Raw genomic sequence first — 25,682 nt, forward strand, 5'->3', positions numbered from 1 at the left:
ATCCTCCCGTCATACTCGGCGACAAGATAAGTCAGCCTTGTTGACATTCCAAGATCAAACTGGTAGCGAATCGCAGTTTCTGCGCAATTTTATGTCCGCTTCGGACGTTTGACGCGCAACAAATGGAAAAAGTCAGGCTGAGGAGGCGGAAATGGCAGCATATGATGATCGGGACGGCAAGATCTGGATGGACGGAAAGCTGGTCGAATGGCGGGACGCGAATGTGCATATTCTGACCCACGGCCTGCACTACGCCAGTTCCGTGTTCGAGGGCGAGCGGTGCTACAACGGCAGGATCTTCGAGAGCCGCAAGCATTCGGAACGCCTGCACTTTTCCGCTGGCCAGCTCGATTTCGAAATCCCCTACACGGTGGACGAGATCGAGGCCGCCAAGATGGAAGTTCTGCAAGCCAACGGGTTCGAGAACGCCTATGTCCGCGCAGTCGCATGGCGCGGCGCGGGCGAGGATATGGGCGTCGCGTCGGCCCGCAACCCCGTCCGCCTGGCCATCGCCGCCTGGGAATGGGGCGCCTATTACGGCGATGCCAAGATGAAGGGTGCCAAGCTCGACATTTCCAAGTGGAAGCGGCCCAGCCCCGAAACCATCCCCAGCCACGCCAAGGCCGCCGGTCTCTACATGATCTGCACCCTGTCGAAACACGCCGCCGAGGCGAAGGGCTGTTCCGATGCGATGATGTTCGATTATCGCGGCTACGTGGCCGAGGCGACGGGCGCCAACATCTTCTTCGTCAAGGATGGCGAGGTGCACACGCCCGATCCCGACTGCTTCCTCAACGGGATCACGCGCCAGACCGTCATCGGGATGCTGAAAGACCGCCAGGTCAAGGTGCACGAGCGTTACATCATGCCCGAGGAGCTGGAAGGCTTCGAGCAATGCTGGCTGACCGGCACCGCCGCCGAGGTCACGCCCGTGGGCCAGATCGGCGACTACAATTTCGAGGTCGGCGCGCTGACCCGCGACATCGCGGAGAGCTACGAGAAACTGGTGCGGGCGTAAGGCCATGGCTTTCGCCTGCCGCGCCAGGAAATGAGTGTGCGCACCGCGATCGGGGCTGCGAGCCTGCGGGACGGTGCGACACTGTCGTTTCACCATCATTTGCGAAACGGCGACGACCTTATGCGCGAGGTCTTGCAGACCTGCGCCGAAGAGGGCCTGCGCGACCTGCACATCGCGCCCTCGTCGCTCTTTCCCTGCCATGCTGCCCTGATCCCTTTCGTGAAAGACGGCACCGTTACTCGGATCACCACGTCCTACATGAACGGGCCCCTCGCAGAGACGGTGCAGCGCGGTCTTCTGCCTCATCCGGTCCGCCTGCAATCCCATGGCGGTCGGGCCGAGGCCATCGCCTCGGGCCGGCTCAAAATCGACGCGGCGTTCATCGCCGCACCGGCAGTGGACACCGAACGCAACCTCGGCGGCGCTGCGGGCCCGAACGCCTGTGGCCCGCTTGGATACGCCATGGTCGATGCCGCCCATGCCCGTTACGTCACGACGGTCACCGATCACTATGTCTATGACTTGCCGCGTGTCTGCATCCCGGCCGCGCAGGTCGATCTCGTGGTCACCGTCGACAGCATCGGTGATGCGCAGCAGGTGGCCTCCGGCACGACCGCCCGTGCGCCGTCGCCCAAGGGGCAGGCCATCGCCGACCTGACTGCCCGCCTCATTGGCTGCAGCGGCCTTCTGAAAGACGGGTTCAGTTTCCAGACCGGCGCCGGCGCGACATCTCTTGCCGTTGCACGCAGCCTGGCGCCCGTCATGGCCGAACGCGGCGTGGTTGGCGATTTCGCCGCAGGCGGCATCACCGGGCCACTGGTGCAAATGCTGCATTCCGGTCTCTTCCGCCGACTGCTCGACGTTCAGGCCTTCGACGGAGCCGCCGTGGCCTCCTATGCCAATGACACCGCGCATTTCGCGATGTCCGCGTGGGATTACGCGAGCCCGGCTAATCCCGACAGCGCGGCGTCCCGGCTTGACGTGATGATCCTCGGCGCGGCCGAGGTCGACATGAATTTCAACGTCAACGTCACCTGCGCCAGCGACGGGCGTATCATCGGCGGATCGGGCGGCCATGCCGACACCGCTGCTGGCGCGAAGCTGGCCATCGTGACAACCCCGCTTTGCGCCGGCGGGTTTCCCAAGCTGGTCGAACGGCTGACCTGTCTCACCACGCCGGGCGACACCATTGGCGCCGTGGTCACGGAAGAAGGCATCGCCATCTCCCCCGCCGTCCCAGAGCTGGCGCGGGCCGCGAAGAGCGCCGGGTTGCCTCTGACGTCTCTCGACGACCTGCGCGGCAAGGCCGAAGCACAGGCCACGCAAAGTGTAACGCCCAGGTTCGCTGAACGCATCGTTGCCGAGTGCGAAGCGCCGGACGGCACCGTGATCGACCGCGTGCGCGCGCTGGACCCTTAAGCAATAGAAAAGCCGGGCAAGTAGGCCCGGCTTCCCCTTTGAATATGTCCCTGTCTCAGCCCGGGCTCAGTCCGCGCAGGCGCTCCGACCGGCGGCGCAACAGCTCCACCGTGGTCAGCAGCAGGATCGAGATTGTCACAAGGATTGTCGCCGCGGCAAGGATCGTCGGCGAGATCTGCTCGCGCAGGCCGGTGAACATCTGCCACGGCAGGGTCTGTTGCTGCGCCGAGCCGACGAACAGCACCACGACCACCTCGTCAAAGGACGTGATGAAGGCGAAAAGCCCGCCCGAGATCACGCCCGGCAGGATGAGCGGCATCTGAACCCGGAAGAACGTCGTCACCGGGTTTGCGCCCATGTTGGCCGAGGCCCGTGTCAGCGAGCGGTCGAAGCCGACCAGCGTCGCCGTCACCGTGATGATGACAAACGGCACGCCCAGGGCCGCGTGTGCCAGGATCACTTTCACGTATCCGACGAAGGCCTGGTCGAGGCCAAGGTTCGCCTCCAGCCAGTTGCCCAGCGGTGCGTAGAAAAAGAACATGCCGGTGGCCGAAATGATCAGCGGCACGATCATCGGCGAGATCAGGATCGCCATGATCGCCTGCCGCCCGGGCACATGGCTTTGCGACAGGCCAATGGCCGCCAGCGTGCCCAGGCTGACCGAGATGAACGTCGCGAAGGGCGCGATGATCAGCGAGTTCTTCAGCGGCGTCATCCACTCGTCCGTGCCCAAGAAATCGCGGTAGTGCTTCAGCGAATAGCCCTCGGCCTGGAAGTTCAGCATCTCGGGCGTGAAGGTAAAGAAGTTCTCGGCATTGAAACTCAGCCACATCACCGGGATCAGCGGCGCGATCAGGAAGAAGAACACAAGCCCGCAGATGAACAGGAAAGTGTTGTGCCACAGCACCTGGCCGGGGGTGTAATAGATCGGCACGTTCTTGCGGTAATCGCCGGTGTCGAGCCAGTACGCGAACCAACTGAGAACCGCGCCGATGATCACGCCGGAAATCGCCGCGCCAAGCCCGCCGGCGACAAATCCCGCGATGGCGAAGGCCGCGATTATACCCCAGCGGGTTTGCGTGCGCTGACGTGACATCTGATGCGCCAGCATCGCGATCCCGGCGCCGATGGCCGCGCCGACAAGCGCGCCAAGCCAAGGCTGACCATAGACGTTACCGGCGACAAATCCGAACATCGCGCCCAGAACCGCCGTCAGTGGCAAGGTGAACCCGGTCAGCGGCGGGCGCGGAATGGTGACTGTGTAGCCATCGTCTTGATCGGTCATGACCTAGCCCCCCAACTTGACGTTATCGATGCCCACGATCCTGTCGTAGCACCAGTAAAGCACCAGCACGACGACCAGCAGGATCGTTCCCAGCGCGGCCGCCAGACCCCAGTTCAGCGAGCTGGAAATGTGATAGGCGATCCGGTTCGAGATGAAGACTCCGTCGGTGCCGCCCACGATCTCGGGCGTGATGTAATAGCCGATCGACAGGATGAAGACGAGGATCGAGCCCGCGCCGATGCCCGGCACCGATTGCGGGAAGTAGACCCGCCAGAAGGCCGTGACATTCGTCGCGCCCAGCGATTTCGCCGCGCGAAGGTAGGACGGCGGGATCGTCTTCATCACCGAGTAGAGCGGCAGGATCATGAACGGCAGCAGGATATGCGTCATGGCAATGATCGTGCCCGTCGCGTTGTTCATCAATATCAATCGGTTCGCATTATCCACGAAGCCCAGCCAGACAAGGATCTCGTTGATCACCCCCTGTTGCTGCAACAGCACCTTCCACGCGGAGGTCCGCACCAGAAGCGAAGTCCAGAACGGCAGCAGAACGAGGATCATCAGCACGTTCGCCGTGCGCAACGGCAGATTGGCCAGGATCCACGCCACCGGATAGCCCAAGAGGATGCAACTGCCCGTGATGATCAGCGACATGTAAAGCGTGCGCATGAACAAGGTGATGTAGATCTGCTGATTTTCGGGCCGCGCCTCGACCCCTTCGAATCCAAGCTGATAATCGGCTGCGTTCAGGAAATATCCCGACGTGTAGGACGATTTGTAAACGCTAAGCGTCTTCCAGGTTCGCGGATTGCCCCAGCCCTCGTCGATCTCCAGAAACGAGTCCTTGAAATTCAGCTGCGGCTGATCTGCTAGCATCTCCTGCGCCGCAACAAGTTGCTCTGCTCCGAAACCGCTGTATGACGCCACATCGGCACCGGCCTGCAATTCCTGGATCAGGGCGATCTTGACCGACTCCCAAGGTTCTTCCTCGGCGACGACATCTTCTTCAGCGATAGCCGTATAGACTGCAAAGCTGGCATATTCATACGCGGTTCGCGGCAGCAGCGCGGAAATTTCCGCTCCGGGCAGAAATCCGGTTCCGCCGGTAAAGCTGTCGCCTGTCAGGGTCCGCAACCGGGCCCGGGCACGGTCCAGCACATCCTGGTCGGAGTTCTCGGCCGTTTCGCCGCCGCGCATCAGATCGAACCAGAATGTCTCATTGTCCCAGGTGTCCTCGGCCAGATCTTCAAGCGCATCGATCTGGTCTTCGCCGATCTCGTCAAGGTCGCGTCCGACCGAGCGAAACTGTGACGACAGGCCGGTTTGTTCGTAATTCAGGCGTGTGCCCAGTTTGGTGTGCTCCTTCGCCTCGGAGGCAAGGAACAGGTCATAGTAGAGCGCCTCATAGACGGGTTCGCCCGGCAGGTCGCTCGCCGTCGGATCCCACTCGGAAATGGCGCTGACGGTTTGCGGCAGGGTATCGGGCACGATCGTGTTGTCGACCGACCGCAGCAGCATCGAGACGATGGGAACGATGAAGGTTACAAGAACAAAAATCAGCAACGGCGCGATGAGCAGCAGCGCTCGCATCTTCTGGCGGCGCAGTGTGCGCGAAAGGCTTTTCTTTAGCGGTGTGCCGTCTGCAGCCAGAACCGGGCCGCCCTCGTTGCTGTCCGCAATGCGCAGCCCGTCATCGGGTGTGGGTGCCACCTTCCCGGTCGTCGCGTCAGTCACATCGCTCATAAAGTCCCCGTCGGCCGTTTGTTGTATTGTTTTTTGTCGGTGTGGAAGGGCCGCGGACGGCCCTTCCGGATTTCACTATGCGAACCGCTTATTGTGCCAGCCACGCCTGGAACTTGGCGTCGATGTCGTCGCGGTAGTCAGCCCAGAACTCGTAGTTGTAGAGGAACGTGTTCTTGGCGTTCTCCGGGTCCGTCGGCATGTGCGGCGCCATGTCGATGCCCAGATCGGCGTGCTGACCCACCAGCGGTGCCGAGGAGGCACGTGCCGGACCGTACGAAATATACTTGGCCTGATCGGCCAGACGCTGGGTGTCGGTGGCGAACATGATGAAGTCCATGGCGCGCGCCAGACGATCCTCGGGCAAGCCTTCGGGGATGATCCAGCCGTCCAGGTCGAAGACCTGCGCGTCCCACATCATGCCGATCGGCTGATCCTGCTCTTCGATCGCGGCAAACAGGCGGCCGTTATAGGTCGAGCCCATGAAGACCTCGCCATCTGCCAGAAGCTGCGGGGTGTCGGCACCGGCGGACCACCAGATCACGTCGTCCTTGATGGTTGCCAGCTTGTCCAGCGCCCGCTGCTGGCCTTCGTCGGTGGCCAGAACGTCGTAGACTTCTTCTTTCGGAACGCCGTCACAAAGCAGCGCCCATTCGACGTTGTTGATCGGGCGCTTTTCCAGCGCGCGCTTGCCCGGATAGGTTTCCAGGTCGAACACGTCGCAGATGTCGTTCGGCGCTTCCACGCCTTCCGGCACCATGTCGGTGCGATAGCCGAAGGTGGTCGAGTAGACGATCTGCGGGATGAAGCAGTCACCGACCAGCAGTTCGCCGAAATCTTCCTCTGCCGAGGTGCCATCGGGGGCGGCGGCCAGATGCTCTTCGGGGTCGATTTCCATCGCCAGGCCTTCGTCGCAGAGGCGCAGCGCATCGGCGGCCACCACATCGACAACATCCCAGGTGATGTTCCCGGCCTCGTCCATGGCGCGCAGCTTGGCCACGGCCTCGTTCGAGCTTTCGTCCCAGATCACTTCCAGGCCTTCGTTCATCTCCATGTACGGCTCGGTATAGGCTTTCTGCTGGCTCGCCTGATAGGCGCCGCCCCAGGACACGACGGTCATCGAGTCGGCCATTTCCTGTGCGTGAGCCGACGCGGCAGCAACCGTCAGTGCGGTCGTCGCCATGAGTGTTTTCGTCAGTTTCATGTCATTCTCCCAAAGTACTCCCGTTTACCTTTCGGGCCCCATGTCACGGGAACAACATGCGGACCTCGTTCTATCCGAGCTGGCGCGGTGGCCCGCTCGAATGCCTTTAACTCCTAGTTCGCATCCAGCGCGCGGCAATCCTCGGGCAGCCAGCCGATCTCTATCGTCTCGCCCGGTGTCAGCCGGGTCTGGTCCGGCGCGTTACGCGACTTGATCACGAAATTGTCGTTACCCGCCACGCTCAGACGGGTGCGGAAAATATCACCCATATAGATGAATTCCAGCACCTCGGCCTTGATCGTATGCGTGCCTTCCTTGAGGCGTTTCTTGTCGAATTCCACGCGTTCCGGCCGGATCGAGACGCGCGTGCGCTCGCCGACCTTGCTGACGTTGACCGGCTTGCAGTCGATGATTCCACCATCATCCAACTGCACCTGCGCGAGGCCGCCCTCGATCTCCTTGACGGTGCCTTCCAGCGTGTTGTTCTCACCGATGAACTGCGCGACAAAGCTGTTCTGCGGACTTTCATAAAGCTCGTCCGGCGGCGCCAGCTGCTGGATGCGGCCATCGTCGAACACCGCGACGCGGTCCGACATGGTGAGCGCTTCGGTCTGGTCGTGGGTCACGTAAACAGTGGTGATGCCCAAGTCGTGTGCCAGCTTGGTGATCTCGAACTGCATGTGCTCGCGCAGTTGTTTGTCGAGCGCGCCCAAAGGCTCGTCCATCAGGACCAGCTCGGGCTCGAACACCAGCGCCCGAGCCAATGCGATCCGCTGTTGTTGACCGCCCGACAACTGCGCCGGGCGGCGCCCGCCGAAGGCACCCATTTGCACCATGTCCAGCGCCCGCTTGACCTTCGTCTCGCGGTCGGACTTGCCGATCTTGCGCACCTCCAGCGGGAAGGACAGGTTCTCGGCCACTGTCATGTGCGGGAAGAGGGCATAGTTCTGGAACACCATGCCGATGCCCCGCTTGTGCGGCGGAATATCGTTGATCGAGACGCCGTCCAGTAGGATTCGCCCGTGCGTGGCCGTCTCGAAACCTGCCAGCATCATCAGACATGTGGTCTTGCCGGATCCCGACGGCCCCAGCATCGTCAGGAACTCGCCCTTGGGCATGGAAAGGTTCAGATCCTTTACGACCAGCGTCTCGCCGTCGTAACTTTTCTGAACGCGATCAAATGCGACGAACGCATCGCTCGCTTGCGATTCGGTCAAGAGTGTCTCCCCATAATATTCTTACTCGCGGTTGCTCCGCGCTCGGCAGGAAATAAAGACAGATTCCGGCAGTGATGCAAGCGATCTCCTTTAAATTCTTCCCCTGAAGGCGAATCGACTGGCTACGCTCATCAAACAGTCACTTTTCCTGCGAGGTGCCAAACATGAACCCATCTTGCGCACGATTGCACCAGCGGTTTGCCCCAATGACGGCCCGGCATGTGATTTGCTCGGGACAGATTTTTTTCGTGCAATCCAGTACGATCGTAGGCAGGCTCGATGCGCCGGAGGCGTTCGGCCCGGCCCGGAAAGACGAGGTTCAGTATCCACGATGAAAGACTTGCCCTTTACGCCAGTAGAGTATGATCGCCGTCTCAAGCGGGCCCGTGCCGCGATGGAAGAGCGCGGGCTGGATGCGATCTTCATCACCGACCCGTCGAACCAGAACTGGCTGACCGGATATGATGGTTGGTCCTTCTACGTGCACCAGGGCGCGATCCTCACAATGGACGGGCCGCCGCTGTGGTGGGGGCGGCACATGGATATGCTGGGCGGTCGCAGGACCTGCTGGATGGAGAACGATTTCATCCTCGGGTATGGCGACCATTTCGTGCAGTCGACCGAGCGCCACCCGATGCAGGACCTGGCGGAGGTGCTCAAGCGGTACGGGCTTGAGACCGCGACGATCGGCGTGGAAATGGAGAACTATTACTACTCCGCCAAGGCCCATGCGGTGCTTTGCGAGGAAATGCCGAATGCCAAGATCGTCGACGCCACCTCGCTGGTGAACTGGCAGCGGATCGTCAAGTCGGACGAGGAACTGGTGCTGATCCGCAAGGCCGCCCGAATTTCGGAAAAAGTGATGCGCACCGCCATCGATATGGCCGAGCCGGGGCTGCGCAAGAACGACCTTGTGGCAAGCATCCTGAAGGCCGGCATCGAAGGCGTGGAAGATGACTGGGGCGATTATCCCGCGATCATGCCGCTGACGCCCTCGGGCCTTGATGCCACCGCCGCGCACCTGACGTGGAACGGCAACCCGATGCAGCCGGGCGAGGCGACTTTCTTCGAACTTTCAGGATGTTACCGCCGCTATCACGCGCCGCTCTGCCGCACCGTCTTTCTTGGGGGAGAGCCGCCGCAGGACATTCGCGACGCCGAGAAAGCGCAACTGGAAGGCATCCAGGCGGGATTGGAAGCGGCCCGTCCCGGCAACCAGACCCGCGACATTGCGCAGGCGCTGCTGGACGTTCTGGCCAAGTACGAGATCAAGCGCGAGGGGCGCATGGGCTATCCCGTCGGCGTCAGCTATCCGCCCGACTGGGGCGAGCGGACGGCGTCGATCCGGCTGGAGGACGAGACGGTGCTGGAACCCGGCATGGTGTTCCATTTCATGCCCGCGCTGTGGATGGATACCTGGGGGCTGGAAACGACCGAGACGATCCTGATCAACGAGGACGGACCGGCGGAATGCCTGTGCAACATGCCCCGCCAGATGTTCGTCAAGGACTGAGGCGAATCACCTGACCGCGCGAAAGGTTACCGCCTGAAAACCGTGTCGGTATCACGTCGGTATTCAGGTGGTATGGCGTCGGTGAAAGCCGCATCCATCCGATCGTTACGGTGGCGCGCGGTGCTCCCTCGCGCCAGGGCATGTCGAACGGCTCAGTTCGCCGCCTTCATCAGACCTTCATCTTTCAGTTGCTTGTGCGCCAGGTCGAGCGCGACGCCCGCACGTTCGATCAACGTGTCGATCTCGGGCTTGGTGATGACCAGCGGCGGCGAGATCACCATGCGGTCGCCCACGTGGCGCATGATCAGACCGTTCGAGAAACAATGCTCGCGGCAGATCAGGCCGGCGGTGCCGACATCGGCGGCGAATTTTGCGCGGTTGACCTTGTCGGGGCTGAGCGCGATGGAGCCCATCAGGCCGCAGATCGCCGCCTCGCCCACCAGCGGGTGATCGGCAAGGGTTTGCCATTTTTCCTTAAGGTAGGGCGCGGTTTCGGTACCGACGCGCGTCACGATGCCTTCCTCGTCGAGGATGCGCAGGTTTTCCAGCGCCACGGCGCAGGTCACCGGGTGGCCGGAATAGGTGTAGCCGTGGGCGAATTCGCAGCCGTTGAGCACCTCGGCCACCTCATCGCTGACCAGCGAACCGCCCAGCGGGGCATAGCCCGAGCTGACGCCCTTGGCGATGGTCATGACGTCGGGCTTGATGGCGAAGGTTTCCGAGCCGAACCAGGTGCCGGTGCGCCCGAAGCCGCAGATCACCTCGTCGGCAATCAGAAGGATGTTGTACTTGCGGCAGATGCGCTGGATTTCCGGCCAGTAGGTTTCGGGCGGAACGATCACGCCACCGGCGCCCTGCACCGGCTCGCCGATGAAGGCGGCGACCTTGTCTTCGCCCAGTTCGAGGATTTTTTCCTCGAGCTGGCGGGCGCGTTCCAGGCCGAATTCGGCTGGATCAGTGTCTTTTCCCTCGCCGTACCAATAGGGCTGGTCGATGTGGTGGATGTCGGGGATCGGCATCCCGCCCTGGGCGTGCATTGCCGCCATGCCGCCCAAGCTGGCGCTGCCCATGGACGAGCCGTGATAGGCGTTCTTGCGGCTGATGATGGCCTTCTTTTCCGGGTGGCCCTTCTGTTCCCAGTAGGTGCGCACGAGGCGGATATTGGTGTCGTTCGCCTCGGACCCCGACGAGGCGAAGAAGACGTGGTTGAGGTCGTGCGGCGTCAGTTGCGCCAGCTTGTCGGCCAGCGCGATGGCCGGCACGTGGGTCGTCTGGAAGAAGGTGTTGTAATAGGGCAGTTCCTTCATCTGGCGGGCGGCGGCCTCGGCCAGTTCCTCGCGGCCATAGCCGATATTGACGCACCATAGGCCGGCCATGGCGTCGAGATATTCGTGCCCCTCGCTGTCGGTCAGGGTGACGCCGTTGGCGCGGGTGATGACGCGCGCGCCCTTCTTGTTGAGCGCGTCGCCATGGGTGAAGGGGTGCAGATGGTGTGCAGCGTCCAGCGCCTGAAGCTCGGCAGTGGGCATATGATTCGTGATCGCGGTCATGGTGGTGCCTTTCATGATCGGGGGATCGGACAGGGCGGGCCGGTCCGTTTTCCCCAGAATATGATCAAATTATTCGAAGTCAATCGAATCACGCCGAACCGGCGGACTGCTCCAGCGAAACGCGGACCTGCTCCATTCCCTGGATCACATCTTCGCGGATGGCGCGGGCCGCCCCTTCGGCATCGCGGGCATGCATGGCGTCCAGCATGTCCTTGTGCTTGTCGGGCAGGTTCTGGGTGCCCATGCGTCCGCAGACGACCCGGAGGGAAGGACCGAATCGCAGCCACAGCCCCTCGGCCAGATCAGCAAGAATCGGGGCGTCCGCAATGCTGTAGATATGCGCGTGAAAGGCGTAGTTGCGTTCCAAGTAGGCGCGCAGATCGCCCCGGTCGATCGCTGCGTCAAGATCGCGGTCGAGGGTTGTCAGGTGATCGAGGTCTTCCAGCCCCGCGCGCTCGGTCGCCCGTAAAGTAAGGTGCGGGTCAAGCCATTGGCGGGCAAGGATCAGCTCGGAAATGTTGTCGGCGGTCAGCGTTGGCACCACCACGCGGCGGTTGCCGCGAAACTCCAGCGCGCCTTCCGCGGTGAGGCGGCGGATGGCCTCTCGTACCGGGGTCATGCCGGCCCCCAGGCGGTCGGTCAGACCCTGGATCGTGACGGCCTGCCCCGGCGCGAGGTCGCCGAACAGCACCAGCGCACGCAGTTCGCGATAGATCAGCTCATGCGCCGGAGCGCGGGCCGCCTCCGCGCTGTCCGTGCCGAATTTCTGGGCGTGTCTGCTCATTACATATGCTTTCCGTCGCGGCGATCTCAGCAATCGCCTTGCGAGTTTAGCGGCTGCGTGAAAGCATTACCATATTGCCATACCGGGTTTTGTTTGATCAAATCCTGGCCCAAGATGCGACAAGCATCGAACCAAGGGGAGATACCGAATGACACAGAAGTTTCTGACCATGACCGCCGTTCTGGCGCTGGGCGCGACAAGCGCAATGGCGCAGGAAGTGCGCGTCTACAACTGGTCCGACTATATCGACGAGGACCTGCTGGCCAAGTTCGAGGAAGAGACCGGGCTGGAGCTTGTCTATGACGTGTTCGACAGCAACGAGGTGCTGGAGACCAAGATGCTGGCCGGCGGCTCGGGCTATGACGTGGTGGTGCCGTCGGGCACCTTCCTGCAGCGCCAGATCGCGGCGGGCGCGTTCCAGAAGCTGAACAAGTCGCAGCTGCCCAACCTGGACAACATGTGGGACGTGATCCAAGAGCGGACGGCGAAATACGATCCCGGCAACGAATTCGCCATCAACTACATGTGGGGCACCACCGGCATCGGCGTGAACACCGCCAAGGTGGCCGAGGTTCTGGGCGAGGATGCGCCCGTCGACTCGCTGTCGCTGATCTTCGACCCGGCGAACATGGAGAAATTGCAAAGCTGCGGTGTGCATTTCCTCGACGCGCCGACCGAGCTGATCCCCGCCGCGCTGAAATACATCGGCGAGGACCCCGACAGCCACGACCCCGACGTCATCGCCAAGACCGAAGAGGTACTGATGGGCGTGCGGCCCTACGTGCAGAAGTTCCACAGCTCGGAATACATCAACGCGCTGGCCAATGGCGACATCTGCGTGGCCTTCGGCTGGTCGGGCGACATCCTGCAGGCGCGCGACCGTGCGGCCGAGGCCGACAACGGCGTCGACATCGCCTATAACGCGCCCAGCGAAGGGGCGCTGATGTGGTTCGACATGATGGCGATTCCGGCCGATGCGCCGAACCCCGAAGGGGCGCACACGTTCCTGAACTTCATCATGGATGCCGAGAACATCGCGGCGGCCTCGAACTATGTGTACTACGCCAACGGCAACAAGGCGTCGCAGGAATACCTGATCGAGGACGTGATCGACGACCCGGCGGTCTATCCGGGTGAAGAGACGATCGAGAACCTCTACACGACCACGCCCTATCCGGCGAAGGTGCAGCGGGTGGTGACGCGGCTCTGGACCAAGATCAAGTCCGGCACCTGAACCAAGACACGTCAGGACCCGCGCCGCGTTTGTGCGCGGGTCCATTCCTTTCAAGGGGACAGGAATGCCGGAAACCAAGTTCGCGCCGTGGACCGATCCGAATGAAAAGCCGCTGATCCAGTTCCGGAACGTGACCAAGCGGTTCGGCACGTTCACCGCCATCGACGACCAGTCGTTCGATATCTATGCCAAGGAATTCTTTGCGCTGCTGGGACCGTCGGGCTGTGGCAAGACGACGATGATGCGGATGCTGGCCGGGTTCGAGACGCCGACCGAGGGCACGATCCTGCTGGGCGGGCGCGATATCGCCCCGATCCCGCCGAACAAGCGCGAAGTGAACATGATGTTCCAGTCCTATGCGCTGTTCCCGCACCTGTCGGTGCGCGACAACATCGCCTTCGGCCTGAAACGCGACAAGCTGCCCGCCGACAGGATCGCGGCGCGGGTGGACGAGATGCTGAAACTGACGCGGCTGGAAAAATTCGCCAGCCGCAAGCCGCACCAGATTTCCGGCGGCCAGAGGCAGCGCGTGGCGCTGGCGCGGAGCCTTGCCAAGGGGCCGAAGCTGCTGCTGCTCGATGAACCGCTGGGCGCGCTGGATGCCAAGCTGCGGCAGGATACGCAGTTCGAGCTGATGGATATCCAGGAAAAGACCGGCACCACCTTCGTCATCGTCACCCATGACCAGGAAGAGGCGATGACCGTGGCAAGCCGCGTGGCGGTGATGGATGACGGGCGGATCGTTCAGATCGCCACGCCCGACGAAATTTACGAGGCGCCGAATTCGGCCTATGTGGCGGACTTTATCGGGGACGTGACGCTGTTTTCCGGCACCGCGATGAACCGGGCGCCGGAGGCGGAGCCCATTCAGGAGACCGCCGAAGCCGGAACCGAGGCGGCGCCGGAAGAGGCGGAAAACCCCGAAACAGAGACTGTCGATACACCCAAAGCGGTGACGGATATCGGCGTGCCGGTGGAACCGGAAGCGCCCATTTCCGGCGAACCCGACGCACCCGAGCCCGCACGTGCCGAGCCAGCACCCGCGGCCGCACCGGCGAAGGCGGCGCGAGGCCCGCAGCCCAACCGGATGGGACTGTGGCTGCATGACAAACTGTGGGCCAAGGTCTTTGGGCCGCGCACCGATATCGTGCGGCAACTGCCGCCGCCGAGCGATGCGGAACGCACTCTGAAGAGCGCAGAAACAGAGCCCGTTTCCGCCGAAACCTCCCGCGCTCCGGGCGGGGGAATCACCATCGACTGGGCCGAGGGGCAGCCGCCGTTGATCGCGCTCGACGGGCCGGAGGTGAAGGATGGCCAGCAGGTACAATTGGCCCTGCGCCCCGAGAAGGTCGGCATATCCAAGACGAAACCGGATGCGGTCAATGCGTTGAAAGGCAAGGTGATCGACATCGCCTACCTTGGCAACCTGTCGACCTATCACGTCGAGCTGGAAAACGGCATGATGATTAAGGCGCAGCTGGCGAACACCCGGCGCATCTCGCGCCGGGACATAACCTGGGAGGATGAGGTCTGGGTGAGCTGGACAGGAACAGCCGGGGTGGTTCTGACATCATGATGCGCCGCGTCGTCCTGATCCTCGTGCCGTACCTGTGGCTGCTGGCGCTGTTCCTGGTGCCGTTCGCCATCGTGCTGAAGATCAGTCTCAGCGACATCGAGCTGTCGATCCCGCCCTATACGCCGCAGCTGGACCTGTCCGAGGGCTGGGAGGGGATCAAGGCCTTCTTTGCCGCGCTCGATTTCGAGAACTTCGTCTTCCTGACCGAGGACGACCTTTACTGGAAAGCCTACCTTTCGTCGCTTCAGATCGCAGTGATCTCGACGGTGCTGACGCTGTTGGTGGGCTATCCGATGGCCTATGCCATGGCGCGCGCGCCGAACCATTGGCGGCCGACGCTCTTGATGCTGGTGATCCTGCCGTTCTGGACCAGCTTTCTGATCCGGGTCTATTCGTGGATGGGGATCCTGTCGACCGAAGGGTATCTGAACCAGCTTCTGCTAAGTTTGGGTCTGATTTCGGAACCCCTGCTGATTCTGAACACCAATGTCGCGGTCTATATCGGGATCATCTACACCTATCTGCCGTTCATGATCCTGCCGATTTATTCCGCGCTGGAGCGGATGGATGACAGCCTGCTGGAAGCGGCCGAGGATCTTGGGTGTTCGCGGCTGACGGCGTTCTGGCTGGTGACGCTGCCCCTTTCGAAGAACGGGATCATCGCGGGCTGTTTCCTGGTCTTCATCCCGGTGATGGGCGAATTCGTCATTCCGTCGCTCTTGGGCGGGTCGCAGACGCTGATGATCGGCAAGGTGCTGTTCGAGGAATTCTTCAACAACCTTGACTGGCCGGTGGCAAGCGCGGTGGCGGTGATCCTGCTCTTGATCCTGATCATTCCCATCGTGCTGTTCCAGCGCAACCAGCAGAAAACGCGTGAGGCCGAAAGATGAGCGTGGGCAAAACTCTTGAGAAGAGTTTTGCCAAAAGCTTTCGGAAAGCTTTTGGCGGACTGGCACGGAAGGGGGCGCGATGAAACGTTTGACCTGGTTCAACACCACCTCCCTGACGCTGGGCTTTGCGTTTTTGTACCTGCCGATGATCATCCTGGTGATCTACAGCTTCAACGCGTCGCAGCTTGTCACGGTCTGGGCCGGGTTCTCGACCAAATGGTATGGCGAGCTGTTGCGGAACGAGGCGTTTCTGGATGCCGCGTGGGTGACGTTGCAAGTGGCCGTGGTCAGTTCGACCATCGCCACGGTTCTGGGCACGATGGCGGCCTATGTTCTGGTGCGCGCGGGGCGGTTCTGGGGGCGGACGCTGTTTTCGGGTATGATCTATGCGCCGCTGGTGATGCCCGAGGTGATCACCGGTCTGTCGCTCTTGCTCTTGTTCATCGGAATCGGGCTGGACCGGGGGGTGCTGACGATTATCCTGGCGCATACCACGTTTTCGATGTGCTTCGTGTCGGTCGTGGTGTCCTCGCGGCTGGTCAGCTTTGACAGGTCGCTGGAAGAGGCGGCACTGGACCTGGGATGTTCGCCGTTCCAGGCATTTCGCCTGGTCACCCTGCCGATCATCGCGCCGGCGGTGATTTCCGGCTGGCTGCTGGCCTTTACCCTGTCGCTGGACGACCTGGTGATCGCCAGCTTTACCGCGGGGCCGTCGGCCACGACGCTGCCGATCAAGATATGGTCGTCGATCCGCCTTGGCGTCAGCCCCGAGATCAACGCGTTGTCGACGATCCTGATCGGTATCGTGGCGGTGGGGGTTGTCACCGCATCGCTGGTGTCAAAGCGCCAGTTGATGCGACAGGATGCGGATGAAAAGGCCGCGGTCCGGGCCGAGGCATGACCAAGCTGAAGCGAATCTGGGAAGACGGGGCCTATGGCGCCGCGCCGGTGGCCGACTGCTGGTGGGCGGATACCGTGCCGCCGGGCGACTGGCCGGCGCTGGAGGGTGACACGACCACCGATGTGGCGATCATCGGCGGCGGTTTCACCGGGCTGAACGCGGCGCTGGCGCTGGCCGAGGCGGGTGTCGGCATCACGGTACTGGAGGCGCGGCACCCGTTCTGGGGTGCCTCGGGGCGCAATGGCGGCTTCTGCTGTCTGGGTGGCGCCAAGGCCAGCCATACCGAGATCAAGGCCCGGTTCGGCGAGACCGAGGCGCGCGCCTTTGCCCGGGCCGAGATGGCGGCGGTGGAGCATGTGGGCGGTTTGATCGACCGTTTCGGGCTGGACGTGGACCGCCATTCGGAGGGTGAGACGCAGCTGGCGCACCGTGCGGGCGATTTCGACGCGATGCGCGAAAATGTCGGTGCGACGCAGGAGCTTTACGGTGTGACGCCGACGTTGACGCCGCCGGAGGAGTTGGCGCAGGCCGGGCTGAAAGGGCCGTTCCACGGCGCCTGCACCATGCCGATCGGCTTTGCCCTGAACCCGCGGAAATACGCGCTTGGGCTTTGCCGGGCGGCCGAGGCGGCGGGGGCCGTGGTGCATGGGCAGAGTGCCGTCACGCGAATCGAGGGCCTGGCCGATGGGCGCTATCGGCTACACACGGATAAAGGCTCTGTTACGGCCGAAAACTTCATTGTCGCGACCAACGGCTATAGTTCTGACAACCTGCCGGACTGGATGGGCGCGCGGTACCTGCCGACGCAATCGAGCGTGATCGTGACGCGCCCGATGAGCGATGACGAGCTGGCCGCCCAAGGCTGGACCAGCCGACAGATGTGTTACGACACGCGGCACCTGTTGCACTATTTCCGGCTTATGCCGGACAACCGGATGCTGATGGGGATGCGCGGCGGGCTGCGGCATTCACCTGGCACCGAGGCGCAGATCAGGGCGATGATTCGCGCCGATTTCGAGAAGATGTTCCCGGCTTGGGCGCATGTGGAAACGCCGCATTACTGGTCGGGCTTCGTCTGCGTGACGCGCGATCTGGTGCCTTATGCCGGTCCGATCCCGGAGATGCCGGGCGGGTTCGCGGCGTTCGGCTACCACGGCAACGGCGTGTCGATGGGCAGCTATGCGGGCAGTCTGCTGGCCGATCTGGTGCTAGGCGAGACGCCCGACAGGCCCTACCCCGCGCCACTGCGGCACAAGCCGCGAAAGTTCCCGTTGGGCCGGTTCCGCCGGATGCTGATGCGGCCGGCCTACCTGCATTACGCGTGGCTTGATCGCTAACCCTGTGGCGTCTTTGCCGCCTTGGCCTTGCCGCGTTGGATTCCAAGCTGACGTTCGCGCAGGATGATGATGATCCCCGCCAGCACGATCAGCGCGGCGCCGGTCAGCATTTGCGCGGTCGGCACCTCGTCGAAGATGACGTAGCCGATGGCGATGGCAAAGAGCATCGAAGCATAGTCGAAGGGCGCGATGACGCTGGCATCGGCAAAACGGTAGGCCGAAGTCAGGAAGATTTGCGCAAGCCCGCCGATCAGGCCGGCAAGTACAAGGTAAACTGACTCTGTTCCGCCCGGAATGACCCATCCGAAGGGCAGGGTCAGCAGCGACAGCAGCGTCGAGGTGAGCGAGAAATAGAACACGATCGCGCTGGTCTGTTCGGTCTGGACCAGTTTGCGGATATAGATCTGCGCCAAGGCGGCGCAGACCGCGCCCAAAAGGACCAATACCGCACCCACCGCCTGTGCGGTTTCCACGGTGGCCCCGCCAAAGGTGGTCAGGCGCGGGGTCAGGACCACCAGGACTCCGACAAGGCCCAGCGCCACGGCCCCAAGGCGGAAGATGCCGACCTTTTCATCCAGGAACATCGCCGCGAAGACCACCACCAGAAGGGGGGCGGCATAGCCCAGCGCCGTCACCTCGGGCAGTGGCAGAAGGCCCAGACCGGCGAACATCAGGCCCATTGCCGTGGTGCCGACGAAGCCGCGCCAGAAATGGCCCATGCGCGATTTCACGCGAAGGCCGGTCGACATTTCGCCGCGGATCGCGAGCCAGGCGAGGATCACCGGGATTGCAAAGAAAGAGCGGAAGAAAACCGCCTGCCCGGGTGGAACAGTGTCTGATGCGGCCTTGATCAGGGCGGACATGACGATGAACAGAGTCACCGCGACAAGTTTTAGGGCAATACCTTTGAGAGGTTTCATGGAGCGTCTCCGTCACCCTGAATTGGCCCAAAGCTGCGGCAAAATCAATCGCCGCGCACGCAAGGCCGCCATGCGGGATTGATCCGGGCTGGGCGATGGCGCGTACCGCCCTATAATCACGGAGTATGATGATGCGCTTTCTTTTCGGGCTTCTGGCCACGGTTTTTGCCCTTCCCGCGCTTGCGCTGGACCTGCAATCCACCTTCACCAATATCGACGGCGGTACGCACCGCCTGGCGGATTGGCAGGGACAGCCTGTGTTGGTGGTCAACACCGCGTCGATGTGCGGGTTCACCGGGCAATATTCAGATTTGCAGACGCTGTATGACACGTATCGCGACCGGGGGCTGGTCGTTCTGGCGGTGCCGTCGGACGATTTCAATCAGGAACTGGCGAGCGAGGACGAGGTCAAGGATTTCTGCGAAGTGAACTATGACCTGACCCTGCCGATGACCGGCATCACCAACGTGCGGGGCGCGGCCGCTCACCCGTTCTATCGCTCGGTCGCAGAGGAGGCCGGGTTCACGCCAGCGTGGAATTTCAACAAGATCCTGCTGAGCCCCGAGGGCGAGGTCGTTGCGACCTACGGCTCGCCCGTCAAGCCGATGTCGTCCACGATCACGGGCGAGATCGAGAAGCTGCTGGCCCGGAAGGGCGGCTGATCGGGGTCGTCGCATCCGCCTCCTTGCTGGGGGCAATGTTGTAGAGCTTGCGGTAGGCGCGGGAAAAATGCGTGGGGCTGGTAAAGCCGCAGAGCACGCTGATCTCGGTGATGCTCATCTCGGTCTGACGCAGCAGGTTTCGAGCCTTTTCCAGCCGAATTTCCAGGTAATAACGGCTGGGTGAGGTGTTGAGGAACGCCATGTAGAGGCGTTCGAGTTGGCGCACAGAGACACCGACCATCGCCGCCAGTTCGCTGAGCTTCAGCGGATCCTCGATATTGCCGCGCATGATCTCGATCGCCTGCGTCAGGCGGCGGTTTCCGCGCCCGACACGGGCAGGCAGCGCCAGGCGTTGAGACTGGCTGTGGTCGCGCGGAGCGGTGTAGACCATTTGTTCGGCCACGTACTCCACCAGTTTCGGCCCGTAATCCTCGCCGATGAGGTGCAGCATCAGGTCCATCGAGGAGGCACCGCCAGCACAGGAAAAGACCCGGCCGTCGACCGAATAGATCGTGTCCTGGACCGTGACCTGAGGCAGCGCCTCGGTCAGGGCATCGACATATTCCCAGTGCGTGCTGACCCGGCGGCCCGCGATCAGGCCCGCAAGTGCGAGCGTGTAGGCGCCGCTGGAAAGCGAGCCGAAACTGATGCCTTTGCGCGTTTCGCGGCGCAACCAGGCCAGCACATCCTTGGTGCTGCCCGCGGCGGCGGCGTGACCGGCGCAGACCACCAGCGTATCGTCGCGGCGCAACTGTTCCAGCGCGCCGTCGACGGCGACTGTCACGCCGTTCCAGGCCTCGGCCGGGGCGCCGTCGGCGCTCAGCAGGCGCCATTCATAATAGGTGCGGTTGCTGGAGTGCCGGTTCGCCAGGCTCAGCGATTCCAGCGCGCAGGTGAAGCCCAGCATCGAGAAGCCCGGAATCAGCAGGAAGACATAGCGTTTCGGCGGCTGGGTTCTGTCGCGCATCAGATGGTCTCTGGCTGTGGGTCACGAAAGGCGTGTCTGCGGGATGCATGATCGGGCTTCCTTCAACCGTTCCGGCCCTGCCTGTCGCGCGTGTTTTCGGCGCGAAGCTGTCCGCAGGCGACATGAATTGACCCAATCCGTCAGATTCGTGTCGTTGGCCGGTTCATGGCTTCAGGACTCGCCCCAGTCCATCACCACCTTGCCGGAATTGCCCGAGATCATCGCGGCGAACCCTTCCTCGAAGTCGTCGATGCCGATCCGGTGCGTGATCAGGCCGGAGACGTCCAGCCCCGACTGCACCAGCGCGATCATCTTGTACCACGTCTCGTACATTTCGCGGCCATAGATGCCCTTGATATGGAGCATCTTGAAGATGACCGTGTTCCAGTCGACCGGAAACTCGGTGGGGGCGATGCCCAGCAGGGCGACCTTGCCGCCATTGTTCATGCGCGCGATCATCTGCTGCATGGCCGCCGAGGCGCCCGACATTTCCAGCCCCACGTCGAAGCCTTCGGTCATGCCGATCTCGTCCATCACCTCGCGCAGTTCTTTGCGGCTGACATCCACGACGTGCTGCACGCCCATCTCTCGGGCGAGGTTCAGGCGATAGGGATTGATATCGGTGATGACGGTCTTTCGCGCGCCGACCTTCTGCGCGACCAGCGCGCCCATGATGCCGATCGGGCCGGCGCCGGTGACCAGAACGTCCTCGCCCACGAGGTCGAAGGACAGGGCCGTGTGCACGGCGTTGCCGAACGGGTCGAAAATGGCGGCGATCTCGTCGGGGATATCCTCGGGGATCGGCACGACGTTGGATTCGGGGATGCAGAGATATTCGGCAAAGCTGCCGGCGCGGTTGACGCCGACGCCCTTGGTGTTGCGGCAGAGGTGCCCGCGCCCGGCGCGGCAGTTCCGGCAGGCACCGCATACGATGTGCCCCTCACCGCTGACCCGCTGGCCGATCTGGTATTTCAGCGCGGCGGGGCCCATGTCGACGATCTCGCCCACGAATTCGTGGCCCACGACCATCGGCACGGGCACGGTCTTGGCGCTGAATTCGTCCCATTTCCAGATATGCACATCAGTGCCGCAAATGGCCGATTTCTTCACCTTGATCAGCACGTCGCTCGGCCCCGGTTCGGGGACCGGGACATGTTCCATCCACAGTCCCGGTTCGGGTTTGGACTTCACGAGGGCTTTCATCTGGTTCTGCATGGTCTAGTCCCACAAATCGGTGCTGAGGTATTTCAGGCCGCTGTCGCACATCACGATGGCGATCGTGCCGCCCTGTTCGAGCCCGCCCAGCAGCTGGATCGCCCCGGCGAGGTTGGCCCCGGCGGAATAGCCGGTGAATATGCCTTCGGTGCGGGCCAGGAGGCGGGCGGCCTCGGCGGCGTCACGACCGGAAACAGTGACTGTTCCGGCCAGATCGGCGGATTTCAGGTGAGTGAGGTCCGGCATGGAGTAGCCGCCTCCCTGGATCGGATGATCGGGTTTGTCGGGGTCGATCCCGTAACAGCGCACGCCTTTTGGTCCAAGATAAGCCGTTACCCCGGCGAGTGTGCCGCCGGAGCCGATGAAGTCGCAAAAGGCGGTGACCGTGCCGTCCGACTGCGCCCAGATCTCTGGCCCGGTGCCCATCTCGTGCGCCAGGGGGTTGCCGGCCCGTTCGAACTGGTCGGCGCGGTAGGCGTCCCGTTCTGCCGTGATCTCCTGCGCGGCGGCGTCGACCAGCGCGAGGTCCGCGCCGGACACCTCTCCCTTGCCGCCGCCTTGCGCCTGCGGGACGAGGATCACCTCCGCCCCCAAGGCGCGCATCATCCGGGCGCGTTCCTCGGAATTGCCTTCGCTCATCACTGCGACGAACGGATGCCCCAGCACGCCGCAGACAATGGCCAGCCCCGTGCCCATGTTGCCGGAGGTCAATTCAACCACCGTCTGACCGGGCGCGAGGTCGCCCGTGGCGCGCGCGCCTTCGATGATCGCCCGCGCCGCGCGGTCTTTCTTGGAAAAGCCCGGCATCAGGTAATCGAGCTTGGCGAGGATCCGGCCGTCGAGGTGCAATGCGTCTCTGATACGGCTCAACTCAACCAGGGGCGTGTCGCCCATGGCCTCGATGACAGAGGGCAGGACGGTCACGCGATGACCTCCAGTTCGCGGCCCACGGTCTCGAACGCGTCGATGGCGCGGTCCAGCATGTCACGGGTCAGGGCGGCGCTCATCTGGGTGCGGATGCGGTCCTGTTCGCGCGGCACGACCGGAAAGCTGAAGGCGGTGACATAGACGCCGCGGTCATTGAGCCGTTTGGCCATTTCCTGCGCCAGCTTCGGGTCGCGCAGCATGACGGGGATGATCGCGTGCTGACCGGGCAGCAGTTCGAAGCCCAGCTGGCCCATACGCTCGCGGAAATAGGCGGCGTTGTCCCACAACCGACCGCGCAGATCGTCGCCACGTTTTTCCAGCAGGTCGAAGACACGCAGCGACGCGGCGGCGATCACCGGCGCGAGGGTGTTGGAAAATAGGTAAGGCCGCGAGCGTTGGCGCAGCCAATCGACCACCGGCTCGCTGGCCGCGGTATAGCCGCCCGATGCACCGCCCATCGCCTTGCCCAGCGTGCCGGTCAGGATGTCGACGCGGCCCATGACGCCGCAATGTTCGTGACTGCCGCGCCCGGTTTCCCCCAAGAACCCGGTGGCGTGGCAGTCATCAACCATGACCATTGCATCGTACCGCTCGGCCAGGTCGCAGATCTGGTCCAGCCTGGCGATATAGCCGTCCATGCTGAACACGCCATCCGTGGCGATCAGGCGATGGCGCGCGCCCTCCGCCTCTTTCAGGCAGCGTTCCAGGTCAGCCATGTCGCTGTTGGCATAGCGATAGCGCTGCGCCTTGCACAGGCGCACGCCGTCGATGATGCTGGCATGGTTCAGGGCGTCGGAAATGATCGCGTCCTCGGGGCCCAGAATCGTCTCGAACAAACCTGCATTCGCGTCGAACGCGGCGGCGTAAAGGATGCTGTCCTCTGTCCCCAGGAACCCCGCGATCCGCGCCTCCAGCGCCTTGTGCTCTTCCTGCGTGCCGCAGATGAACCGCACGCTGGCCATGCCGAACCCGTAACGGTCGAGCGCATCGTGGGCGGCGGCAATCACCTCGGGATCGTCGGCAAGGCCGAGGTAGTTGTTGGCACAAAGGTTCACTACCTCGTGCCCGCCGTCCAGCGTCACCTCGCCGGACTGCATCGAGGTGATGACCCGCTCGGTCTTATACAGCCCGTCGTCGCGCAACCCGTCGAGGCGCCCGGCAATATCCGCGTCAAATTTCTCGGCCGCCCGCATGGTACGCTCCCTCTCGCTTTCATCGTTCCTCAAATACTCAATGTAGCATCCGCCGATCACTAGCGCAGCCGTCAGATGTGTGACCCGGTCACGTGGCGATGCGCGGTCGGCCGCTGACCGCGACCGTGACAGTTGCCTCGAGAAACACCTCCCGTGCCTCGGCCTGCGCGGTCTTGATGTCGCGGCTGACGCTGAGTTGCAAGTCCTCGGCGCCGGCGGCGAGGGCTGTCTGACGTGCATCGGATTTCAACACGTCTATCAACCGCTCCATGGCTTTGTCGGACTCGATAAAATCTTCCGGCCCGGTTTCCAGATGCACGCGAAAGCGGCCCTCGGCGGGGCTGGTGATGGTGCCCTGCCGTCGGATCGTGACACGCCCGACCACCGCGCCGATGGCATTGGCGACACCGGCGTGTTCGGGCAGGATCATGTCGCAGCCAAGGCGCACGCCCACCGCCGGATAATAGCTGCCGGCCGAGGCGCCCAGCCCGATCACCGGCACGTTCAGCCCGGTATCGAGCCGCACCAGCCCGCGATGCCGGTCCAGCCCTTTCTGCATCAGGACATGCCGCGCCAGTTGCGCCGAGGGCAGGCCGAAGTCCTGGTCATCCTCGGCGAAAGCAGTCTCTAACAAGGCCAAACTTGTCTGTTGGGTCAGTTGATCGACGATCATCTGCGCCATCGCCTGAGGCTCGGGGCACAGGCGGTTGCCGTTGCCGGTGCGCTTGCGCCCGACCAGTTGCACGGCCTTGCGCGCCGCCCCGGCATCCCAGGCATCGAGTCGGCCCAGCACGTGACTGGCATCCGAAGGCGTGACGCCCGCGACCTGCACCAGACCCCGCGCCACCAGTCGCCGTAATGCCGCGCCGTCCATCCGGTTGCGCAGCACCACGCCAAGGGGCTGTACCCCGGTGCCGATCCGCTCCAGCAGAGCGGCCTCTTTCGGCCCCAGCCCGTCGGCCTCCATCCCCGGCACGATGCGGATAAAGCGCCCGTCATGTTCGCCGGGCGTGTCGTTGCGCAACTGGTCGTCCAGCACGGCATGCAGAGCTGCTGGGTCTTCCAACGCGATCAGGCTGACCGGGACCACCCGGCGCGGGCCCAACGTGACGCCGCCAACCAGCCCTTCGTCGATGACGTGCACCTCGCTGTCGCCGCCCAGGCCGGTGGTGCGCATCGCGACCGCCTCGACCATCGTGCGCCAGGGGCCGACCTGTGCACCCGCTGGGTCGATCATGGGACGGCCATCGCGCAGCACCGCCACGTCCGTGGTCGTGCCGCCGATGTCCGACACCAACGCCTCGGTAGCGCCGGTCATCCAGCGCGCCCCGACGATGCTGGCCGCCGGACCGCTGAGGATGGTCTCGATGGGCCGCTCCCGCGCCTGCGCGCTGGAGATTAAGGCACCGTCGCCGCGCACCACCATCAGCGGCGCGTCGATGCCGAACCGCGCGAGCGTGCCTTCGGCCTTTTCGATCAGCCGGGCGATCATGCCGATCAGGCGCGCGTTCAGCAGCGCGGTCAGCGCCCGCTTGGGCCCGTTCAGCTTGGCTGACAGGTGATGCGAGCAGCTGACGGGCTTGCCCGTCGCGGCACGGATCATCTCGGCCACGCGCAGCTCGTGGCTGGGATTTCGGGTGGCGAACTGGCTGGCGACGGCAAAGGCGGATGCACCAAGATCAGTCTCTAACCAAGCAGAAAGCGCGGTTTCATCCAGCGCTGCCGCCTCGCTGCCCGCATGGTTGTGCCCGCCGCCGAGCACCAGGGCCGGATCCCCGGCCAGAGCCTCGGTCAGTCCATGCGTGTCAAGGTCGCGCTCGCGAAACCCGATATAGACCAGCCCGACGCGACCGCCCTGCCCCTCGACCAGCGCGTTGGTGGCCAGCGTGGTGGAGAGCGAGGCAAGCCCGATCTGATCGGGCGTCACGCCGCTTTGACTCAGCACCGCCTCGATCGCGTCGCCGATGCCGATGGACAAGTCCTGCCGCGTGGTCAGGGCCTTGGCGCTGGCGATCACCTCACGCTCGTCGCGCACAAGAACGGCGTCGGTATAGGTGCCGCCGGTATCCACGCCCAGAAGTATCGCCATGATGGTCCCTCTCGTCCGGGGTTCGGTTTACGCCAAACCGC

21 protein-coding genes and 1 pseudogene are annotated in these 25,682 nt (G+C 63.3%); 10 read left to right on the forward strand and 12 right to left on the reverse strand.

What is annotated here, in order from left to right; all coding sequences use genetic code 11:
* Positions 1–151: 151 nt before the first annotated feature.
* Positions 152–1,018, forward strand: a complete 867-nt coding sequence (locus tag RBB31_RS07835; protein ID WP_306128722.1) for a branched-chain amino acid aminotransferase — start codon at positions 152–154, stop codon at positions 1,016–1,018.
* Positions 1,019–1,048: 30 nt separating this feature from the next.
* Complete coding sequence (locus RBB31_RS07840) at positions 1,049–2,437, forward strand: citrate lyase subunit alpha (RefSeq protein ID WP_306128723.1); 1,389 nt, start codon at positions 1,049–1,051, stop codon at positions 2,435–2,437.
* Positions 2,438–2,492: 55 nt separating this feature from the next.
* Here the strand turns inward: RBB31_RS07840 and RBB31_RS07845 are convergent, their stop codons facing one another.
* The 4 genes from RBB31_RS07845 to RBB31_RS07860 all read right to left on the reverse strand — a co-directional run bounded on the left by RBB31_RS07845 (position 2,493) and on the right by RBB31_RS07860 (position 7,883).
* On the reverse strand, positions 2,493–3,722 hold the full coding sequence (locus tag RBB31_RS07845; RefSeq protein ID WP_306128724.1) for an ABC transporter permease: 1,230 nt from the start codon (positions 3,720–3,722) through the stop codon (positions 2,493–2,495).
* 3 nt (positions 3,723–3,725) lie between these two features.
* Positions 3,726–5,465, reverse strand: a complete 1,740-nt coding sequence (locus RBB31_RS07850; RefSeq protein WP_306128725.1) for an ABC transporter permease — start codon at positions 5,463–5,465, stop codon at positions 3,726–3,728.
* 88 nt (positions 5,466–5,553) lie between these two features.
* Positions 5,554–6,666 (reverse strand): extracellular solute-binding protein, encoded by a 1,113-nt coding sequence (locus RBB31_RS07855; protein ID WP_306128726.1) that lies wholly within the window; start codon positions 6,664–6,666, stop codon positions 5,554–5,556.
* Between the two features lie 113 nt (positions 6,667–6,779).
* Positions 6,780–7,883 (reverse strand): ABC transporter ATP-binding protein, encoded by a 1,104-nt coding sequence (locus RBB31_RS07860; RefSeq protein WP_306128727.1) that lies wholly within the window; start codon positions 7,881–7,883, stop codon positions 6,780–6,782.
* Between the two features lie 331 nt (positions 7,884–8,214).
* On the opposite strand from RBB31_RS07860, the gene RBB31_RS07865 reads away from it, so the two are divergent.
* Positions 8,215–9,396: a M24 family metallopeptidase gene (locus RBB31_RS07865; RefSeq protein WP_306128728.1), complete on the forward strand. Its 1,182-nt coding sequence runs from the start codon at positions 8,215–8,217 to the stop codon at positions 9,394–9,396.
* 152 nt (positions 9,397–9,548) lie between these two features.
* On the opposite strand, the gene RBB31_RS07870 is transcribed toward RBB31_RS07865, so the two are convergent.
* Together RBB31_RS07870 and RBB31_RS07875 are read right to left on the reverse strand one after the other, a co-directional pair.
* Positions 9,549–10,946 carry an aspartate aminotransferase family protein gene (locus tag RBB31_RS07870; RefSeq protein WP_306128729.1) on the reverse strand — a complete coding sequence of 466 codons (1,398 nt, stop codon included), beginning with the start codon at positions 10,944–10,946 and terminating at the stop codon, positions 9,549–9,551.
* An 88-nt stretch (positions 10,947–11,034) separates the two neighbouring features.
* On the reverse strand, positions 11,035–11,730 hold the full coding sequence (locus RBB31_RS07875) for a GntR family transcriptional regulator (RefSeq protein WP_306128730.1): 696 nt from the start codon (positions 11,728–11,730) through the stop codon (positions 11,035–11,037).
* Positions 11,731–11,878: 148 nt separating this feature from the next.
* On the opposite strand from RBB31_RS07875, the gene RBB31_RS07880 reads away from it, so the two are divergent.
* The 6 genes and pseudogenes from RBB31_RS07880 (at position 11,879) to RBB31_RS07900 (ending at position 17,668) form a co-directional block, all read left to right on the forward strand.
* Positions 11,879–12,964: a polyamine ABC transporter substrate-binding protein gene (locus RBB31_RS07880; protein WP_306128731.1), complete on the forward strand. Its 1,086-nt coding sequence runs from the start codon at positions 11,879–11,881 to the stop codon at positions 12,962–12,964.
* Between the two features lie 64 nt (positions 12,965–13,028).
* Positions 13,029–13,802, forward strand: a pseudogene (locus RBB31_RS20570) (ABC transporter ATP-binding protein); the annotation flags it as partial.
* A gap of 249 nt (positions 13,803–14,051) precedes the next feature.
* A complete protein-coding gene (locus RBB31_RS20575) occupies positions 14,052–14,540 on the forward strand; it encodes a TOBE domain-containing protein (RefSeq protein ID WP_371931311.1) in 489 nt (162 codons plus the stop codon).
* On the forward strand, positions 14,540–15,430 hold the full coding sequence (locus RBB31_RS07890; protein ID WP_306128733.1) for an ABC transporter permease subunit: 891 nt from the start codon (positions 14,540–14,542) through the stop codon (positions 15,428–15,430). The genes RBB31_RS20575 and RBB31_RS07890 overlap by 1 nt, the downstream gene beginning before the upstream one ends.
* A 79-nt stretch (positions 15,431–15,509) precedes the next feature.
* Positions 15,510–16,331 (forward strand): ABC transporter permease, encoded by an 822-nt coding sequence (locus RBB31_RS07895; RefSeq protein ID WP_306128734.1) that lies wholly within the window; start codon positions 15,510–15,512, stop codon positions 16,329–16,331.
* Entirely contained in the window at positions 16,328–17,668 is a 1,341-nt protein-coding gene (locus RBB31_RS07900) for an NAD(P)/FAD-dependent oxidoreductase (protein ID WP_371931308.1), read from the forward strand. The genes RBB31_RS07895 and RBB31_RS07900 overlap by 4 nt, the downstream gene beginning before the upstream one ends.
* On the opposite strand, the gene RBB31_RS07905 is transcribed toward RBB31_RS07900, so the two are convergent.
* A complete protein-coding gene (locus RBB31_RS07905) occupies positions 17,665–18,588 on the reverse strand; it encodes a DMT family transporter (protein ID WP_306128735.1) in 924 nt (307 codons plus the stop codon). The genes RBB31_RS07900 and RBB31_RS07905 overlap by 4 nt on opposite strands.
* A gap of 128 nt (positions 18,589–18,716) precedes the next feature.
* Here RBB31_RS07905 and RBB31_RS07910 point away from each other — a divergent pair, with 128 nt between their 5' ends.
* Positions 18,717–19,250 carry a glutathione peroxidase gene (locus RBB31_RS07910; RefSeq protein ID WP_306128736.1) on the forward strand — a complete coding sequence of 178 codons (534 nt, stop codon included), beginning with the start codon at positions 18,717–18,719 and terminating at the stop codon, positions 19,248–19,250.
* Here the strand turns inward: RBB31_RS07910 and RBB31_RS07915 are convergent.
* From RBB31_RS07915 to RBB31_RS07935, 5 genes are all read right to left on the reverse strand, one after another.
* Complete coding sequence (locus RBB31_RS07915) at positions 19,207–20,217, reverse strand: GlxA family transcriptional regulator (RefSeq protein WP_306128737.1); 1,011 nt, start codon at positions 20,215–20,217, stop codon at positions 19,207–19,209. The genes RBB31_RS07910 and RBB31_RS07915 overlap by 44 nt on opposite strands.
* Positions 20,218–20,388: 171 nt before the next feature.
* On the reverse strand, positions 20,389–21,420 hold the full coding sequence (gene tdh / locus RBB31_RS07920) for an L-threonine 3-dehydrogenase (protein WP_306128799.1): 1,032 nt from the start codon (positions 21,418–21,420) through the stop codon (positions 20,389–20,391).
* Between the two features lie 15 nt (positions 21,421–21,435).
* Positions 21,436–22,356: a PLP-dependent cysteine synthase family protein gene (locus RBB31_RS07925; RefSeq protein WP_306128738.1), complete on the reverse strand. Its 921-nt coding sequence runs from the start codon at positions 22,354–22,356 to the stop codon at positions 21,436–21,438.
* Entirely contained in the window at positions 22,353–23,552 is a 1,200-nt protein-coding gene (locus RBB31_RS07930) for a glycine C-acetyltransferase (protein WP_306128739.1), read from the reverse strand. Before RBB31_RS07930 ends, RBB31_RS07925 begins: the two co-directional genes overlap by 4 nt.
* Before the next feature lie 88 nt (positions 23,553–23,640).
* Positions 23,641–25,641, reverse strand: coding sequence for a hydantoinase/oxoprolinase family protein (locus RBB31_RS07935; protein WP_306128740.1), 2,001 nt, complete (start codon positions 25,639–25,641; stop codon positions 23,641–23,643).
* Positions 25,642–25,682 lie beyond the last annotated feature (41 nt).

Origin of the sequence: Roseovarius sp. MMSF_3350 (assembly GCF_030733425.1) — a bacterium.
GTDB lineage: Bacteria > Pseudomonadota > Alphaproteobacteria > Rhodobacterales > Rhodobacteraceae > Roseovarius.

Coding starts and splice junctions, on each gene's coding strand:
- RBB31_RS07835 (WP_306128722.1), top strand. CDS start 152: ATGGCAGCATATGATGATCGGGACGGCAAGATCTGGATGGACGGAAAG.
- RBB31_RS07840 (WP_306128723.1), top strand. CDS start 1,049: ATGAGTGTGCGCACCGCGATCGGGGCTGCGAGCCTGCGGGACGGTGCG.
- RBB31_RS07845 (WP_306128724.1), bottom strand. CDS start 3,722: ATGACCGATCAAGACGATGGCTACACAGTCACCATTCCGCGCCCGCCG.
- RBB31_RS07850 (WP_306128725.1), bottom strand. CDS start 5,465: ATGAGCGATGTGACTGACGCGACGACCGGGAAGGTGGCACCCACACCC.
- RBB31_RS07855 (WP_306128726.1), bottom strand. CDS start 6,666: ATGAAACTGACGAAAACACTCATGGCGACGACCGCACTGACGGTTGCT.
- RBB31_RS07865 (WP_306128728.1), top strand. CDS start 8,215: ATGAAAGACTTGCCCTTTACGCCAGTAGAGTATGATCGCCGTCTCAAG.
- RBB31_RS07870 (WP_306128729.1), bottom strand. CDS start 10,946: ATGACCGCGATCACGAATCATATGCCCACTGCCGAGCTTCAGGCGCTG.
- RBB31_RS07875 (WP_306128730.1), bottom strand. CDS start 11,730: ATGAGCAGACACGCCCAGAAATTCGGCACGGACAGCGCGGAGGCGGCC.
- RBB31_RS07880 (WP_306128731.1), top strand. CDS start 11,879: ATGACACAGAAGTTTCTGACCATGACCGCCGTTCTGGCGCTGGGCGCG.
- RBB31_RS20575 (WP_371931311.1), top strand. CDS start 14,052: ATGGGACTGTGGCTGCATGACAAACTGTGGGCCAAGGTCTTTGGGCCG.
- RBB31_RS07890 (WP_306128733.1), top strand. CDS start 14,540: ATGCGCCGCGTCGTCCTGATCCTCGTGCCGTACCTGTGGCTGCTGGCG.
- RBB31_RS07895 (WP_306128734.1), top strand. CDS start 15,510: ATGAAACGTTTGACCTGGTTCAACACCACCTCCCTGACGCTGGGCTTT.
- RBB31_RS07900 (WP_371931308.1), top strand. CDS start 16,328: ATGACCAAGCTGAAGCGAATCTGGGAAGACGGGGCCTATGGCGCCGCG.
- RBB31_RS07905 (WP_306128735.1), bottom strand. CDS start 18,588: ATGAAACCTCTCAAAGGTATTGCCCTAAAACTTGTCGCGGTGACTCTG.
- RBB31_RS07910 (WP_306128736.1), top strand. CDS start 18,717: ATGATGCGCTTTCTTTTCGGGCTTCTGGCCACGGTTTTTGCCCTTCCC.
- RBB31_RS07915 (WP_306128737.1), bottom strand. CDS start 20,217: ATGCGCGACAGAACCCAGCCGCCGAAACGCTATGTCTTCCTGCTGATT.
- tdh (WP_306128799.1), bottom strand. CDS start 21,420: ATGAAAGCCCTCGTGAAGTCCAAACCCGAACCGGGACTGTGGATGGAA.
- RBB31_RS07930 (WP_306128739.1), bottom strand. CDS start 23,552: ATGCGGGCGGCCGAGAAATTTGACGCGGATATTGCCGGGCGCCTCGAC.
- RBB31_RS07935 (WP_306128740.1), bottom strand. CDS start 25,641: ATGGCGATACTTCTGGGCGTGGATACCGGCGGCACCTATACCGACGCC.